Source organism: Chitinophaga sp. 180180018-3, from assembly GCF_037893185.1.
Taxonomy (GTDB): Bacteria; Bacteroidota; Bacteroidia; order Chitinophagales; family Chitinophagaceae; genus Chitinophaga.
In genome coordinates, this window is record NZ_CP140772.1 from 3463911 (window position 1) to 3479096 (window position 15186).

Consider the following 15186-nt stretch of genomic DNA (forward strand, 5'->3'; position numbering starts at 1 on the left):
TGCTATCTTTATTGCATGCTTACCGGAATATTGATTAATCTATTTGAGCGGGACCTCAGTAAACTGGAGGAAGAAATAGCCGCTTATGGCACTGAAGAAGGGATATGGCGGGTACCACCCGGTATTAATAACAGTGCAGGGAATCTGTGTTTACATATCTGCGGAAACCTGCAACACTTTATCGGTGCTGTGTTGGGGAAAACAGGGTATATCCGTAACCGTGAGTTGGAGTTCAACGCAAGTCATGTTCCCACGGAGGAGTTGCTGGTGTTGATTGGCTCTACCCGAAGAATTATACTTCGTGTTATTGCGGGGCTTTCGCCGGAAGACATGGATAGCACGTATCCTGAGAAAGTTTTTTCGGGATCTATGTCTACCGGGCATTTCCTGGTGCACCTGAGTACTCACCTGAATTATCATCTGGGTCAGATCAATTACCATCGTCGTTTAACCCAATAGTATCTTTTTTATGAAACAGTTCGTTGATGTTTGCCAGCGGCTGAAGGTTTTTCTTATTGTATTTCTGGCAATAGTGATTTGTATATTAATTGCCCGGATCTTTTTTGTAAGCAGAACCACCGCATTTTTCTTCATCAACGGGTTGCATACACCGGCGGGAGACAAGGTATTCCCGTATATCACAGATTTGGGAAGTGTATCAGCGGCCGTGCTGATCTCTCTCTTATTGCTGGCGATCCGCCGGCGTGCCGGTCTGGTGATGGCTACGGCATATATATTCACGTCGATCATTAGTTTCAGTTTGAAAACCCTGGTAGGGTTTCCGCGCCCGCACCGGTATTTTGCAGATCGTTTATTGCAGATCTATTTTGTACCGGGGGTTACTGTATTGGATAATTTCCGGAGTTTCCCTTCCGGTCACAGTGTGTGCGCATTTACGGCGGCTACGGTGTTGGCGTATTACGCAAAAAATAAATACCTCTCGCTGGTATACCTCTTGCTGGCCATGCTGGTGGCTTATTCACGGATGTATATGAGCCAGCATTTCCTGGAAGATGTTACAGCGGGCGCACTGCTCGGTGTATTCGCAACCATGGTCTGGATCAGTCTGATGAACAGATGGTTTGCGAGGCCGTCACGTTAACAGGTCGCTTTTATCTTCCATTTCCCGGATCAGTGAATGCTGGTGCTGCCTTAGTAATTCGGTGGAAACCTGCTTACTCACAGACATACCGCTATATCCTTCCGGAGCCGGCACATACCGCGCCCAAAGAATCTCATAGCCGATAAAGATCTGGTATTTCCCTTCACGCACATGGTCGCTATGTCCGAGGCGCCGTTCTTCTCCCGGAGCGAGGTTTTCCATCAACTTCGAATGATGTGTGGTGCCCATTGCAGTGGTGATGACCTGGTCTACTGCGAGGGTGATAAATCTGCTGTCGGAAGTATTTCTGACACTACGCAGGTATTTTGAAACAGCAAACGTACTGTTCGAAACCCCCACAATTCTGACAGCTCTGATGGCATCTTCTCCCTTAACAGGGCCAGGCTTCCTGCCGCCGGAGGGCACAAAAAGAGCGCCCCTGACTCTGAAACGGGCATACCAAAGCAGGAAGAGAATCAAAATGATTACAGGTACATACATACTAATGGGTATTGAGGTATGGCTTTAACTAACAGGATCATTTTAAATAGATTGATGGGATAACATCGTCTCGTGTGTCTTTTTGAAAGCATAAAATTACCCCATCCATTGGATGCAATTGTAAATGCGATGTTAACGGCAGGGAAAAAGTTTTGGTAAGCGGTCTGGTGGCTATTATGCTACTGAAAGGGGGATTTTTTTCTTACGTTAACAAAATAATTGCGGATATATTCAGGAGAAACCTGCAACTTTGCTCAACTGTAAAATAACGGGTGTTCATAGTCTGGTCAGCTTTAGGGGTTAACCCCCACATAATTCCCTCTTAATATCTTCTTTATTTTTATAATATAAGTCAACGTAATATCCGTTGGTGGTATTGCTATGTTTTTAAATGCAATTAGCGTGGGAAGAAAATGAAGCTAAGCCCGGCGCTGTGAAATTCAGGATTATAATAGGGGAGTATAACCTTGCTGGATGCAGCGGTACTCTTATCTTTTTCCTTAAAGATCCACCGTTGTATGGTCGGATAAACCCAATACGCTGCTTTGGTGCTGAGGATACCGAATCCGGCGCCTGCAATTACATCGCTTACCCAATGTTTATTGTTGTAAACCCGGAGTGCACCAGTAGCGGTAGCTACGGCATATCCGGCAACGCCGATCCAGGGTGAAACATCTTTATATTCCTGCCGGAGGAATTCGGCAGAAGCAAAAGCAGTAGCAGTATGGCCTGAGGGAAACGAATAGAAATCGGATCCATCAGGACGTTCTTCATGGGTCACGTGTTTTATTCCTTCCACAGAACCTGCGGTGAACAATGCAGAAATTCCCAGAATGATGGTCCTGTCGCGGAAATTGTGTTTACCATGTACGCCGGCGGCATTGAGTACATACACGGCAACAGCCGGCGTAAATTGAAGAAAGTTGTCTATGCCCGTATTGAACCTGGGATGATCCTCTTTCAACTCGTCTTTGGTGCTGTTATTAAGATCTCTCAGGGTAGGATTGTTCAACGCAAGAAAACCATAGCCCATCAAGGCTGCAGGAACTGCGATCCCGGCTATAGTAGTATGGAAACGTCCTTCCGGCCTGGATTGCATTTTCGCAACCGCCTGGGTGGCGTTGAGATGAACCGTATCTGGTGTTGATGGAAGAGTATCTGTTTGTTGTGCTGATGCTGAAGTGCAGGTAAATGCGCTGATGGCCAGTCCTGCTGAAAAAATCATTTTCCTCATGTAACGCTCTATATCCCTCAAAAATAGCGCTAAATTCTGAAGAAATTCTGTTTTTTGTCATTCGCCGCCCCTGTCTTGCCCCGGAAGTATCATTTCAGCTGTTTGTCTTGCGTATTTATTATGGAAAACAAAGGTGATGAGCAATCCCAGTAAACACCCCGCCAACACTGATAAAACCCTTGCCACGGCGGTATCCCACACATGTTGCCCGGCTTCATGGGTCATTACAATAATGGTGGCGGCCAGCGCCGTTCTTGTAGCGGCCTCTACCTGCAACAGGTTGCAGGCAATGACGGTAATCACCACCGCGATGCTCATCATGACTATCAGGTTGGGATGTACAAGTATCAGCATGAATCCGGAGGATGCACCAATCAGATTGGCCTTAATTCGTGTAACCGCCAGCGTTACTGCATCTGATCCGTCGGGGGATAACACGAGCATAACGGAGATTAATACCCAGATGATATCGTTGTAGTTAATGGCCCAGGAGATCCCCATCACCAGCAGTACGCCAGTAACGCATTTGGCGGCGTATATCAGTATGCGTTTAATTCGTTGTTTATCGAGCATACTGCAATTTAAATTAAGAATCGGGAATTCTAATACCGCGCTGCTTCTCCCGGTTTCGGCAACGCTGCTTTAATGAATGCTCGTATATCGTCGTTGCCTGTTTTCAGGTCGTCTTTGCGAAGATACATCATATGGCCGCTGCGGTAGCCATGCCAGGAGAGGCGGTCTTTCAGTTTACCGCCGGGGTCCATTTGCCACATGCTGTATTTGGCGTTGAAGTAGTCGCAGGCACCGTCGTAGTAGCCCGATTGTATCATGACATGCAGCCAGGGATTGGCAGCCATGGCGCCACGGAGGTTTTCGCCGGTATTATCGCCCTTATTGTCCCAGGGATGTACCGGGCCAAACATCAGGTATTTCAGGTCTGTTTTGAATTTGAGCTCTTCCCGGAGGTAGATGTTGATAGCAGGAGTGAAGGCGTGTAACCAGGAGGTCAGTTCGGCGTTGTAATCAGGGCCGTTACCTGCATCTTCCCGGTCGAGGCCACGGTAGCGGGAGTCGAGCCTGCCTACAGTGAAACCTTTATCACGTAACAGCTCCTTCCAGAAAAAAGAAGTGGGAACATCCAGGTTGTGCTGCAGGATGGTTTTCTGCGGAAGACCGGAATAGCGGGCGATCCTGGCCGCCATGTTCTGCCGTTGTTGTTCGTCGAGGAAGCCGCCCTGGCTAATGGCCGGAATGAGTTCGTGGATGGTAAAGGATTCTACTTCAGGCAGCACCTCGGTGAGATCTTTCTGTTGCAGATCGGCCGGTAGCATTTTGTGGTACCAGGCGGTAGCTGCGAAATAAGGTAGCCTCAGTGCTGCATCTACCGGGCCGTTGCGGGAAATTCCCAGGTCAGTCGGAGATACGAGTATCACCCCGTTCAGGTACATCCATTGAGCATTTTGCAGCTCCAGTGCAAGGCCCGATACCCGGGTGGTGCCGTAGCTTTCGCCGATCAGGAACTTAGGCGATGCCCAGCGGTTTTGTCTCGATACAAAGGTGTTGATCCATTCAGCGAGGTACTTGATATCTGCATTAACCCCAAAAAACTTTTCCCGGGGTGCGTCTTTAGCAATGATCCTCGAAAAACCGGTGTTGGCCGGATCTATATAGAGTATATCAGCTATGTCGAGCACAGATTCCTGATTTTCGTGTATACCGTACGGTTGTACGGGGTAGCCTTCTACATCAATGTTCAGCAAACGGGGCCCGGTGTAGGCTATCTGCATCCATACAGAAGGAGTGCCCGGCCCGCCATTAAAGGAAATCAGCAGAGGACGGGTGCTACGGTCTTTTATATCGGTTCTTTCATAATAGGTATAAAATAATCCCGCCATCACTTTGCCGTCCTGGTCCCATACAGGCTGCGTTCCGGCAATGGCCTTATAGGGGATACGTTGTCCTTTTACGGTTACATCATGATAACTGACAACAGTTGTATCCGGGTTCAGGTTGACCGACCAGCGGGGCATAGGTTCTTCTTTTTCCTTTGCGGGTGCGGTGTCGCCGGACTTTTTTTGCTGGGCCTGAACAGGCTGATGGAGAACTGCCAGCAGGCAAGGCAGTAACAGTGGTTTTCTCATTAAGTTCATGAAGCAGATCTTGATTGAACTTAAAGATTATGTAAAACCGGGATAAATTCAAATACTTTCTATGAACGGCCGGTCATTGCTGAAAATCGCTGGGCCGTTTTCCCACCAGTTTAAAGAAGGTATTACTAAACGCGGAAACGCTGTTGTATCCTGTGTCCCAGGCTATTTCACTGATGGTTTTCTGTGTTTCCAGCAGGTAGCCCATAGCTTTGATCATCCGGGCCAGCTTCAGATATTGAAAAAAGGAGATATCCATGGCCGATCTGAACAACCTGGTCAGCGTGCGCTCACTGTAGTTGAACTGGTGTCCGACAGATTCGAGGGTAAGTGGTTCGCCCAGGTTTTCCTGTATATATTTCAGGACAGGCTGCAACCTCGGATTGTCGGTAGTGGGAAGCGTGATGGGAAGCGGCACCTGGCTGATCTTTGGCAACATATATTTGATCGCCTTGATGAAAACATAGCGTCTGTCATCCGGCATTATATCTCCATCCCATTTGGCCGTATAAAGAATCATTTCCAGCAGCAGGTTGCCGACCGGATAAATCCCTGTTCTGGTATAAAAGGGATCGTCTTTATCCTCCGGCTCGTTGAAAAAGTAGATCGTCCGCACGAAGTTCGAGGGGTACCGGTGTTGAAAATAATGTTCTACTCCTGCAGGTACCCACATATAATGCCGTGCAGGCAGAAAGTAAGTTTTATCCCGGGTGTATAAAAAAGCGGCACCGCCTTCAACATAGGTGAGTTGTCCTTTGTTATTATGTTTATGAAAGGGGAAGTGATGTTCAGTTTTCCAATGCCATACATAAGCAGATTCCGGTATGGCATCTACGTTTTCTAAAATCAGAGCTGGATTATTATTCATTTGGCCGGATCTAACAATTTTATGGCAATTTATAGAAAATAAAATAATTACGTTGATAAGAACTTTGCATTCTCATCACCATAAGTATGTTTATAATTAGTAATAAGTGGTTGACGGGAACAGTGTTCATGACACTTTTCTGCGCCAGTGCCGCTATGAGCCAGAACCCCGAAAAAAGTACCCTAACGTTAACGGATGTATGGAAGAAGGCGGAAGTTTACAGCAAGCAGCTGCAGATGCAGGAGCTGCGGGTAAAGAGTATGAACGAACGCACCCAGGCCGCCAGGGATGAACGTTTGCCCGAAGTAAAAGCAGAAGGGCTGTATGCCCGTGTATCTAATCTGGCTATCTATGAAGATGGTCTTTTTCATGCCCCTTCGCAGTTTCCGGTCGTGCATGGTTTTTATAAAGTTGGGGCAGATGCCTACCTGAATGTATATAATGGAGGAAAAACTACCAGGGAGATTAAGGTTCGGGAGACAGAAACCGCATTGGCGGAGGAGCAGAAGAAGCTCACTGCAGAAGATGTGCGCTATCGTGCTGCAGCCTTGTACCTCGACGTATACCGTGGACGTATATACGAAAAAGTAATGTTGCAGGATATTGCCGAACGAACAAAAGAGCTGGAGGAAATCTGCGCCCTTCATCGCAACGGCGTAGTGCTGAAGAGTGATTTGTTGCGCGCCGAGTTGAAGTTATCCAAACAAAAAATGACCTTACTGGAAATCAGGAATGGCATTCAGATCGCCAACCAGCGACTGAATATCCTTATTGGGCAACCTGATAGTACCGATAACCAGGTAGTCGTTGACACTCTTGACATTGGTAGCTCACAGGCACGCACCTACGAAGATTATCTGGCAGATGCGTATGAACATTCGTATGAGTTTAAAATTTCAGAGAAAGAAACTGCGTTGAGCGCGTTGAAACTGAAAGAAGTAAAGAGTAATATTCTCCCGAAAGCAGGCTTCTTTGCTGAATATGCTTATACCTATCCGCAGATCATGTTCTATCCTTATTCTATTGCCATGTATGGCCTTGGCCAGGTAGGCGTAAAAGCAGCCATGCCCATTTCGGCCTTATATCAGAACAGGCATAAAAAGCAGGAAGCAAAACTAAACCTGGAACGGCAGGAGATAGAGCATGCCGATATCAACGACAAAGTGCGTGAACAGGTGAAGGAAGCGTATCTGCGTTACACAGAAGCCCTTACAAGAATACACGTGGCGGAAGATAATATCGCTCAGGCAAAAGAGAATTTCCGGATCGTCAATAATACCTACTTCAATCAGTTGTCGCTGTTAACGGATCTGCTGGATGCAGAAACACAACTGCTGCAATCCCGCTTTGATCTGACTACCGCCCAGGTAACTGCACAATTACAATACTATCAATTATTGAAAGCAACAGGCAACCTTTAATATATGAGCAAAACGAACACTAACACATCTACGAATAAAACCGACAGGATCATCTCCAGAGTAACTACCATCATTGCCTCAGTGGTAGTAGTAGGCCTGGCGATATGGGGAATAAGAACGATGTTGTATCAATGGCAATTTGAAGATACCAACGATGCACAGGTCGATGAATATATCAATCCGGTTGTAGCCAAAGTAACAGGTTATATACAAGAAATACGTTACGAAGAAAACCAGGCAGTAAAGAAAGGAGATACCCTGGTAATCATTGATAACAGCGAGTATGCGGCTCAACAGCAGGAAGCAGCAGCATCTTTATTGAATGCCAAAGCCCAGCAGACAATCGTTGCCAGCAATGTGAATACATCGACGCAAACTGCGAAAGTGTATCAGTCGCAGATAGCCGCTGCAAAGGCAAAGCTGGTACACCAGGAACAGGAATACGATCGGTATAAGAAATTATTCGACGAAGAATCGGCCACCAGGCAACAGTTAGAGCGTGTAGAAGCAGCGCTGGCGGTAGCCCGCTCAGATTACAATGCGGCGGTGGACGCCTATCAGGCTTCCCTGGCAAAGATCAATGATGCAAAAGTACAGCAGAGCGCATTAGATGCAGAGATCAAACGAAGAGCAGCGGTGGTAACAAAGAACGATCTGAATGTTTCCTATACTATTATCACTGCTCCGTACGACGGCAAGATGGGGCGCCGTACTATACAGCCAGGGCAGCTGGTTCAGGCCGGACAGGTAATGGCCTATATTGTTGACTGGGAAGCAGGCAAATGGGTGGTTGCGAATTTTAAAGAAACGCAGATACGTCATATGCATGTTGGCGAAACCGCCAGCATTATAGTGGATGCCTTTCCGGGAAAGAAACTGAAAGGCAAAATAGAATCGCTGTCCGGTGCCACCGGAAGCCGTTTTTCGTTACTGCCGCCGGATAACGCTACTGGTAACTTCGTAAAAATAGCCCAACGGATACCGGTACGTATCCGCCTGGAAGGCAGTCCGACAGAGCTCCGGGACTTGTCTGCCGGTATGAATGTAAATGTATCCGTTGCAAAAGAGCGTCAATAATTATGGGACATAGCAAACAGGTGTTCAGGTCGTGGGTACCTGAGTGGTTGATAAGATTAACGATCATCCTGGTACTGTTTCCAACAGTGATGCTGTTCGCCTTGTCGACGGCTAACGTTAACGCAGCTACGGGATTTTATGGAGCCGAACCCCAGGACATACAATTTTCCATGTTGGTGTATTACGCTGCCCTCGTGGCTTTCACGCCATTGGAAAAAAGATTCTTCAGCCGCGTGGCTACGAAGGAGTATTTTCTTATCTGCCTGGTCAGCCAGGTATTTGTGACGTACTGGTGTTATCATACACGTGAGCTACCGGTGCTTTTCATTTGCAGATTTCTGCAGGGAATGATCAATTGCGGGGTGACGAGTATTTGTCTGACATTGCTTTTTAGCCGCTTGAAATCTGAGCACGCTAGGGAAGTGGGCTACGCTATTTTTTATGGAATGATCCTGTGTTCCGGGTCTCTGACATCTTTGGTCACTGCGCAGCTGGTAGACGATAATGAGTACAACGTATTATACAAGATGAACATATACGCATTTGTACCCGGGGCTATTTTGTTGCTGCTGTTGATGAACCGTGTGCACCTGGTAAGGAAAGTACCCCTTTATCAGCTCGACTGGACCAGCTTCCTGCTTTATTCGCCGATGCTGATTCTGCTGGGCTACATTTTTATATACGGACAGCAGTATTACTGGTTGGAAGATGCCCGCATTGTGTGGAGCATCGTTGGAATCATTTTCCTGGCGATGGTATTTGTAATCCGCCAGCAGCATCAGAAGCGACCATTTATCAATGTTAGTGTATTTAAGTCCAAAACGTTTCTGTTCGGCATCATGCTATTGGGAGGTCTTTATCTGATCAGGGGCGCATTTAATATAACAACCGGTTATTTTTCAACGGTATTGGGTATGGATCCGATTCACACGTATGAGTTGCTGGGCTATAATCTCGCGGGAATTGTGGCTGGAGTGAGTATTTCAGCGAGACTGATGGTAAAGAAACGGCCATTGCAGTTTATCTGGCTGGTTGGATTCTTCCTGCTGCTGGTCTTTCATGGAGGCATGTATTTCCTGTTCGCGTCAGAAGCGGATCAATCGACTTTTATACTGCCGCTTATCATTCAGGGCCTTGGCGCGGGGATGCTACTGACGCCAATTGTGTTGTTCATCATTTCATCGGTGCCGGATGCTCTCAGCGTGTCGGCATCTACCTCCGGTGTTTTTATCCGCTTTGCCTTTTTTGCATTGAGCACGGCGTTGATCAATTATTTCTCTTTGTACTACAGTAAAATTCATGGCATGCGGCTCAGCGACGGGATTTCCAGGATCGATAATGGTTTGCCGGAGAGGCTGCATACATATCAGGTGGCGTTGCAGTCGCGCGGGCTGATGGCAGATCAGGCGTCAAAGTTGGCGCCAGGGTTGCTGGATAGAGCTATCCAGAAGCAGGCGTTTTTGAAGTATGCGATGGATTATTATGAAGTGACGGCGGTATTTATTCTGTTGCTGATGTTGTTGATTGTGATGACGCCGTATATTAACAGGACGATTATTAATGTGAAGGCGAAGCAACCGGCGGCGGCAACGGTGTAAGGGGGATGTAGATTAATCTGGCTTCATGCTTTGGCAATGGGGTATAGGTTAAATAGCCAGAGTTTTCTATTAATTCTAAAGAATTGGACGTATGTAAAAGGGAAGTAATTGATAATCTTCTCTATTTTAGTTGAATATTGTATTTAACATAATATAAATTATAGGAATTTTAAAACACCGTTCAACTGATCTAATTATTTATAAGCACACTGCCTGTTCGCCGCCTTGTTCGGCTCCAACCTGCACATCGACATCTATATTTACCCATAACTCGTTATATTTATGATAATCAAAATTTCTTTCTGAAATTCGCCAGCAGAAATTAAAACTTTCATTACCCATTGACAGAAAAAGACAAAACTGATTTTAGGTATTAAGATGTGATTATTAATCCCTCATTTTTATTCCCCTATTATCAGTAATTATCGTTGCAAGACAAGAAATTTTACTAAACCTCGCTAGTGATGACTAGACCCATTATATTTGGAGAAATTGATAACATTAAAGAAGGCCATCATTTTAAAGACCGAAAAGAAATGATGCCGACGAGTTTTCACAGAAGCTGGGGCTCTGGGATTGACGGAAATGTACGGGATGGTGCTGCGGCAATTGTTTTATCCGGTGGTTATGAAGATGACTTTGATTATGGTGATGAAATTATATATACTGGAGCTGGCGGGAATGATCCCAACACCGGGAAACAAATAGAGGATCAAACCTGGGATAATAGAGGGAATGCAGCTTTACGTCGAAGCTGCGATCAAGGATTACCTGTTAGGGTCATCCGTGGTTATACTCATAAATCCGATTTTTCTCCCAAAAAAGGATATCAATACGCTGGATTATATAGTGTAGTTGATGCCTGGGAAGAAATAGGCCAAAGCGGATTTACAATTTGTAGATTTCGTCTGTTGTATAGTGGAGATAGTGAATCAAGGTCTACTCCAGAACAAAATGAATTAGATTATAGCCAACGGGTCAGTCGGCGAAAACAAGGAACTATCTTGCGCATTATGCGGGACACGAGTATCACTCGCGATATCAAAAAATTATATGATTGTAAATGCCAAGTATGTGGGTTCGCCATCGTCACTCCATCGGGACGATATGCTGAAGGCGCCCATATACGACCACTCGGCCGCCCTCATAATGGGGATGATAATCCTAATAACGTCATCTGCCTTTGTCCTAATCACCACGTAATGCTCGACAAGGGATTATTTTCAATTAATGATCAACTACAATTAATCGGCGTTTTATCAGGAGAATTAGCGATTCGTAAGGGTCATAGCATCAATAAATCTAACTTAAAATATCATCGAGATCATCATGGCTATAATTGAGGTTGTATGCGGTATTATCTTCAAGAGTAATAAAATTCTTCTTTGTAGAAGGAAACCTAATAAATTCCTGGGGGGCTATTGGGAATTTCCTGGGGGCAAAGTAGAAATTGGTGAACAGGAAGAAGATTCTCTACGTCGTGAGCTACAGGAAGAACTTGGCATGAAAGTCACAGTGGATCGACATTTTAAAACAATTACTCACCACTATGATGCTTTTACCATCAGGCTTATTTCGTATATCTGTACATTTGAAGAAGCTACTTACAGGTTAACTGATCATGATCAATACGAATGGGTAAACCAACGTTCCCTGAATACCTGGAACTTGGCTCCTGCCGATATACCTATTGCTAATGAACTTGTAGCATCTTCTAATGTTACTCCTTAATTACCACATACTCATTCCTCGCCAACGCCTGTACCAACTCCAACACAATTCCCTCCACATCCGCTCTTTTCGGCACAGGATTTTTCTGCAGATAAAATATCTGCGACTTATCAAAAAAATCTACCACATCATTAACCGTCGTAGGATCATTCTTTTTTGCATTGGAATAAATGAAAAAAAGTATCAACGAGTTAATCCAGTTGTAGTCAGATATTCTCACGATATCTCCTGAGGATTGCTTATATAAAACACCATATGGTTCTTCAAAAAATACGCGATCCTGGTTTAATATAATTGTTCCCTTCATGTCCATTATAGATTAATTTCCTGTTGATCGCCGACTCCGATTTTAACATCCGGATTTTTCGCGGTGTATCGGACAGCATTGTAATGCATATACAAAAATTCATATCCCAGCAGTTCATGCAACCGTTCCTTATGCGTGATCAATCTGTTCAGCATCATGTGCACCAGGCTCGACATCAGGCTGAATGGATCAACTGTCAGCTGTTGTTTTTCTTTCAGTGCCAGAATTGCCTGCAGTGCCTCTTTTAACGCCGCTTTACGCTGTTTAAATAATGGGATGATTTCTCTGAACTTCCCGGTATGATCATTTTCTCTATTCAGCAAGTCTGCTATGTCTTTTTTATGCAAGGCGTATTTTTCGTTGATTTTCTTCATGGAAGGCTCAAACTCTTTCTGGTATTCCTTCCTTACGGCATCTACAAAATTAATTTTTTCCTGTAGCGTTAATCCGAGATCTGCCAGCAGATCATCTGTGAGCCTCAACCCGATTAGAAATGCCAGGTTGGGATTATTCTTGCGCTGTAAGTAGCCAATAACAGGCAACGCGAACAAACTATCGATAAAAAATATGGTTTCACATATTTCCATAGATGTTGATCCATACCGTTCAATTTCCCTGGAGTAAGTATCGGGTTGTATTTTCCAGATCAGGTTGCCGTATTCTGATTCAGAGATGTCTGCATTTATGAGGCGCGACAGCTCACTTGCCTTATCCGGGCTTGTTAGCAGGAAACGAAGCCTGATATGATAATCCGGATCCTGGTATTTTATAAAGAACCATTTGGAAGCAAGCCCTGATTGGGCAATCTTGTTCATCATCGGATGAATGACTTCACTGAGAATCAGATCGGCTGAACTAATGCCACAATAAAGTTTTACATAAAGCCATTCACTGCCTAACCCAAAATTTCTTTGTGGCAAATCCGCGATGTCAAAAGGAACGTCTGCTACCCTGATCTTTGTAGTATTTAATATCGTGGCTACATATTGATGATTATACCGAGGCACTGCTCGTTCTTCATTTTTCCAAAGCACCTCTTTCAATACAACGGCAGTTTTATTCCTGATGACCTTTAACCAGTTATTAACGGATCTCAGATCAGAAAAGTCGACGTACAGCTCATTGTCACGGTCGATGTATAAAACCCGCTCTGCGATATTATATTGCGCTCTAAGCTTCGCCACTTTTTCAGCCAGCTTTTCCTTTTTCTCATTTTCCAACTCACTGATAGCCTGCATAGGTAGATTCCAGGTTGCGAGCGACAGAATTGTTTCTTTGTAACAGATCCGGGGCACAAAATTCAGCAGTGATGAAATCGTGTTGATGGAGAACCCGATCAGCCTGTTGCTGTATTCCTGTTGCAAGTCGCCCCAGAAATGATACAGCGGCAGACTGTTCAGGGAGCTATGCGTATGCATATGTGTTTTGCAGGGAATGATTCTTTTGTTCAGCGATTTAGAAAAAAGAATGATCTGATTGAACGCCACCTTTACATAAATATCATTGATTGGAATGACGTTCTTTTGATCAGTGGAGGCTATGGCCAGATAAGGCAGTTCATATCGTCTGAAACCGGGATACATAAGAATATTCGAAATCCGGTCATCCGGTAAATGTACTATTTCAACGTATATAGCATTCTCTATTACACTTTCTTCATGTTCAACAATCTTTTCCGCAACATCCCTGATCTCCTTATTTCCATAAGTAAATCTTGCCAGTAGTTGTGCAGCAGACGGACCGCCAAAGAATTCTGCAAAAACGGTTTGACGTTCATCATCCTGTAACCTGAAGATGGCCGATATTGACCTCGGCAACTGACTCCAGTCAACATTCCCAGGCTTATATCCTTGTGGCGGACTACATTTATCCAGGTGTATACTTTGCCTGTGTTGATTACCGGGCTGCTTCAGGATTTCCAGCAACCAGTTTTCTACCCGAGACAGCTCTACCTGTCTGCCTCCCCCCTCTCCCCCATTGCCCAGCGGAATATCATCTACTAATGGAGAGCTCTTCTTTTGTTTGTTTACCGGATAACCTATGCCCAGGTCCGTATCCAATACTTCTACCAATGGCACAAACGCCGTATCATACCTGCTTGTAAATTTCGATTTAAACTTCTCGATATTGTTATTAAACATCACACTCCCTCCATTCAGCTCAAGCATAAATTGAAGCGCCTCAGTCAATTCTTTCTTTATAGATTCCCGAATAGGTACTGTTGTTGTATCATAGCGCCTGTAGGCATCTACGTGAAAGGTTTTGTCTTCCACAATAACTGGCTGCAGCATCCTGATTTTATCGATGATGCGCTGGTATTCTTCCACTCTGTTGGCTGGTTGTTCATCCAACTTTTTTAGATCTGCAACTGTGCTATTGAGAATATCCAGTATACTCAAAGCATACCAGTTCTCTGATCTTTCATAAATATTTGTCAAATGCCTGATTACCTGTAAAATGTAATCCTCCTCGTTGGTTGTTGCCACTTCAAACTCAGATATCAATACCTGCGATGCGATCAGCTCTTCTACAAATTGCGTTGCAGCAGTTTCATCAACGTTTTCAGCGATGATAACTTTTGTCAGTTCATCTTTGGTAATCCCGTTTCGGCTGCACGCCAATACTTTCGTGATATACTGGTTTTGAACAATCGCAGATATTTTCGATTGACGGAATTCCCGGAGATAAGTGTATTCAATATACCGGATCTCTTTATTGGCAGGATAGATACTGTTGTTCGGAAAAAATAAGATGTATTTGGCCAGATATGGCATTTGTAAAAAAAGGCCGGTCATCCGTTGCAGGAAATACATATCGAGGCGTGTATGCCGGTACAGCGTTGCTTTTTTTGCCGTTTCCGGAACGTCGCTGTCATTGATCTTATTGAAACGCGCGACACCCACGGTTGAAAATAACCCGAAAGGCGTACAACGTGTGCTCATCCTGGAATAATACCGCAGCAAACCATTGATGATCTTTTGCTTGTCTTTTTCCTCTTTGATTAACCCTTGTTTATAAAGCAGGCATTCCTTGTACAGTACAGGTGATGCGATATAAATAGCTTCTAAAAAGAAATCATCATTCAACAGCCGGTCGATGTCTTCTTCTCTGAAAGCCGGCCTGAGTGGCAGGATCGGCGACCGCACGATAACTTCATCCAAAAACTTAATAGGAGATTTTGCCATGTCGATTTATCTGTT

General features: G+C 44.9%; 14 protein-coding genes. 7 read left to right on the forward strand and 7 right to left on the reverse strand.

Annotated elements, in window-relative coordinates; translation table 11 throughout:
• The first annotated feature begins 15 nt into the window (after positions 1-15).
• Together UNH61_RS13695 and UNH61_RS13700 are read left to right on the forward strand one after the other, a co-directional pair.
• Entirely contained in the window at positions 16-459 is a 444-nt protein-coding gene (locus UNH61_RS13695; RefSeq protein ID WP_326992507.1) for a DinB family protein, read from the forward strand.
• Positions 460-469: 10 nt separating this feature from the next.
• A complete protein-coding gene (locus tag UNH61_RS13700; RefSeq protein ID WP_326992508.1) occupies positions 470-1102 on the forward strand; it encodes a phosphatase PAP2 family protein in 633 nt (210 codons plus the stop codon).
• Here the strand turns inward: UNH61_RS13700 and UNH61_RS13705 are convergent.
• The 5 genes from UNH61_RS13705 to UNH61_RS13725 all read right to left on the reverse strand — a co-directional run bounded on the left by UNH61_RS13705 (position 1094) and on the right by UNH61_RS13725 (position 5852).
• A complete protein-coding gene (locus UNH61_RS13705; protein WP_326992509.1) occupies positions 1094-1603 on the reverse strand; it encodes a hypothetical protein in 510 nt (169 codons plus the stop codon). The two genes, UNH61_RS13700 and UNH61_RS13705, sit on opposite strands and share 9 nt — an antisense overlap.
• Positions 1604-2000: 397 nt before the next feature.
• Complete coding sequence (locus UNH61_RS13710) at positions 2001-2837, reverse strand: phosphatase PAP2 family protein (RefSeq protein WP_326992510.1); 837 nt, start codon at positions 2835-2837, stop codon at positions 2001-2003.
• Between the two features lie 57 nt (positions 2838-2894).
• On the reverse strand, positions 2895-3410 hold the full coding sequence (locus UNH61_RS13715; RefSeq protein ID WP_326992511.1) for an FUSC family protein: 516 nt from the start codon (positions 3408-3410) through the stop codon (positions 2895-2897).
• A 29-nt stretch (positions 3411-3439) separates the two neighbouring features.
• Positions 3440-4987, reverse strand: a complete 1548-nt coding sequence (locus UNH61_RS13720) for a carboxypeptidase (RefSeq protein ID WP_326992512.1) — start codon at positions 4985-4987, stop codon at positions 3440-3442.
• A 73-nt stretch (positions 4988-5060) separates the two neighbouring features.
• Complete coding sequence (locus tag UNH61_RS13725) at positions 5061-5852, reverse strand: AraC family transcriptional regulator (RefSeq protein ID WP_326992513.1); 792 nt, start codon at positions 5850-5852, stop codon at positions 5061-5063.
• Positions 5853-5938: 86 nt separating this feature from the next.
• Here UNH61_RS13725 and UNH61_RS13730 point away from each other — a divergent pair, with 86 nt between their 5' ends.
• The 5 genes from UNH61_RS13730 (at position 5939) to UNH61_RS13750 (ending at position 11679) form a co-directional block, all read left to right on the forward strand.
• Positions 5939-7273 (forward strand): TolC family protein, encoded by a 1335-nt coding sequence (locus UNH61_RS13730; RefSeq protein ID WP_326992514.1) that lies wholly within the window; start codon positions 5939-5941, stop codon positions 7271-7273.
• A gap of 3 nt (positions 7274-7276) precedes the next feature.
• Positions 7277-8350 (forward strand): HlyD family secretion protein, encoded by a 1074-nt coding sequence (locus UNH61_RS13735; protein ID WP_326992515.1) that lies wholly within the window; start codon positions 7277-7279, stop codon positions 8348-8350.
• Positions 8351-8352: 2 nt separating this feature from the next.
• A complete protein-coding gene (locus UNH61_RS13740) occupies positions 8353-9948 on the forward strand; it encodes an MFS transporter (protein ID WP_326992516.1) in 1596 nt (531 codons plus the stop codon).
• 464 nt (positions 9949-10412) lie between these two features.
• On the forward strand, positions 10413-11291 hold the full coding sequence (locus UNH61_RS13745; protein ID WP_326992517.1) for a YDG/SRA domain-containing protein: 879 nt from the start codon (positions 10413-10415) through the stop codon (positions 11289-11291).
• A complete protein-coding gene (locus UNH61_RS13750) occupies positions 11278-11679 on the forward strand; it encodes a (deoxy)nucleoside triphosphate pyrophosphohydrolase (protein ID WP_326992518.1) in 402 nt (133 codons plus the stop codon). Before UNH61_RS13745 ends, UNH61_RS13750 begins: the two co-directional genes overlap by 14 nt.
• Here the strand turns inward: UNH61_RS13750 and UNH61_RS13755 are convergent.
• Together UNH61_RS13755 and UNH61_RS13760 are read right to left on the reverse strand one after the other, a co-directional pair.
• Positions 11669-11986: a hypothetical protein gene (locus UNH61_RS13755; RefSeq protein ID WP_326992519.1), complete on the reverse strand. Its 318-nt coding sequence runs from the start codon at positions 11984-11986 to the stop codon at positions 11669-11671. The genes UNH61_RS13750 and UNH61_RS13755 overlap by 11 nt on opposite strands.
• Positions 11987-11991: 5 nt before the next feature.
• Positions 11992-15171, reverse strand: coding sequence for a lantibiotic dehydratase (locus UNH61_RS13760; RefSeq protein WP_326992520.1), 3180 nt, complete (start codon positions 15169-15171; stop codon positions 11992-11994).
• Positions 15172-15186 lie beyond the last annotated feature (15 nt).

Coding starts and splice junctions, on each gene's coding strand:
- UNH61_RS13695 (WP_326992507.1), top strand. CDS start 16: ATGCTTACCGGAATATTGATTAATCTATTTGAGCGGGACCTCAGTAAA.
- UNH61_RS13700 (WP_326992508.1), top strand. CDS start 470: ATGAAACAGTTCGTTGATGTTTGCCAGCGGCTGAAGGTTTTTCTTATT.
- UNH61_RS13705 (WP_326992509.1), bottom strand. CDS start 1,603: ATGTATGTACCTGTAATCATTTTGATTCTCTTCCTGCTTTGGTATGCC.
- UNH61_RS13710 (WP_326992510.1), bottom strand. CDS start 2,837: ATGAGGAAAATGATTTTTTCAGCAGGACTGGCCATCAGCGCATTTACC.
- UNH61_RS13715 (WP_326992511.1), bottom strand. CDS start 3,410: ATGCTCGATAAACAACGAATTAAACGCATACTGATATACGCCGCCAAA.
- UNH61_RS13720 (WP_326992512.1), bottom strand. CDS start 4,987: ATGAACTTAATGAGAAAACCACTGTTACTGCCTTGCCTGCTGGCAGTT.
- UNH61_RS13725 (WP_326992513.1), bottom strand. CDS start 5,852: ATGAATAATAATCCAGCTCTGATTTTAGAAAACGTAGATGCCATACCG.
- UNH61_RS13730 (WP_326992514.1), top strand. CDS start 5,939: ATGTTTATAATTAGTAATAAGTGGTTGACGGGAACAGTGTTCATGACA.
- UNH61_RS13735 (WP_326992515.1), top strand. CDS start 7,277: ATGAGCAAAACGAACACTAACACATCTACGAATAAAACCGACAGGATC.
- UNH61_RS13740 (WP_326992516.1), top strand. CDS start 8,353: ATGGGACATAGCAAACAGGTGTTCAGGTCGTGGGTACCTGAGTGGTTG.
- UNH61_RS13745 (WP_326992517.1), top strand. CDS start 10,413: ATGACTAGACCCATTATATTTGGAGAAATTGATAACATTAAAGAAGGC.
- UNH61_RS13750 (WP_326992518.1), top strand. CDS start 11,278: ATGGCTATAATTGAGGTTGTATGCGGTATTATCTTCAAGAGTAATAAA.
- UNH61_RS13755 (WP_326992519.1), bottom strand. CDS start 11,986: ATGAAGGGAACAATTATATTAAACCAGGATCGCGTATTTTTTGAAGAA.
- UNH61_RS13760 (WP_326992520.1), bottom strand. CDS start 15,171: ATGGCAAAATCTCCTATTAAGTTTTTGGATGAAGTTATCGTGCGGTCG.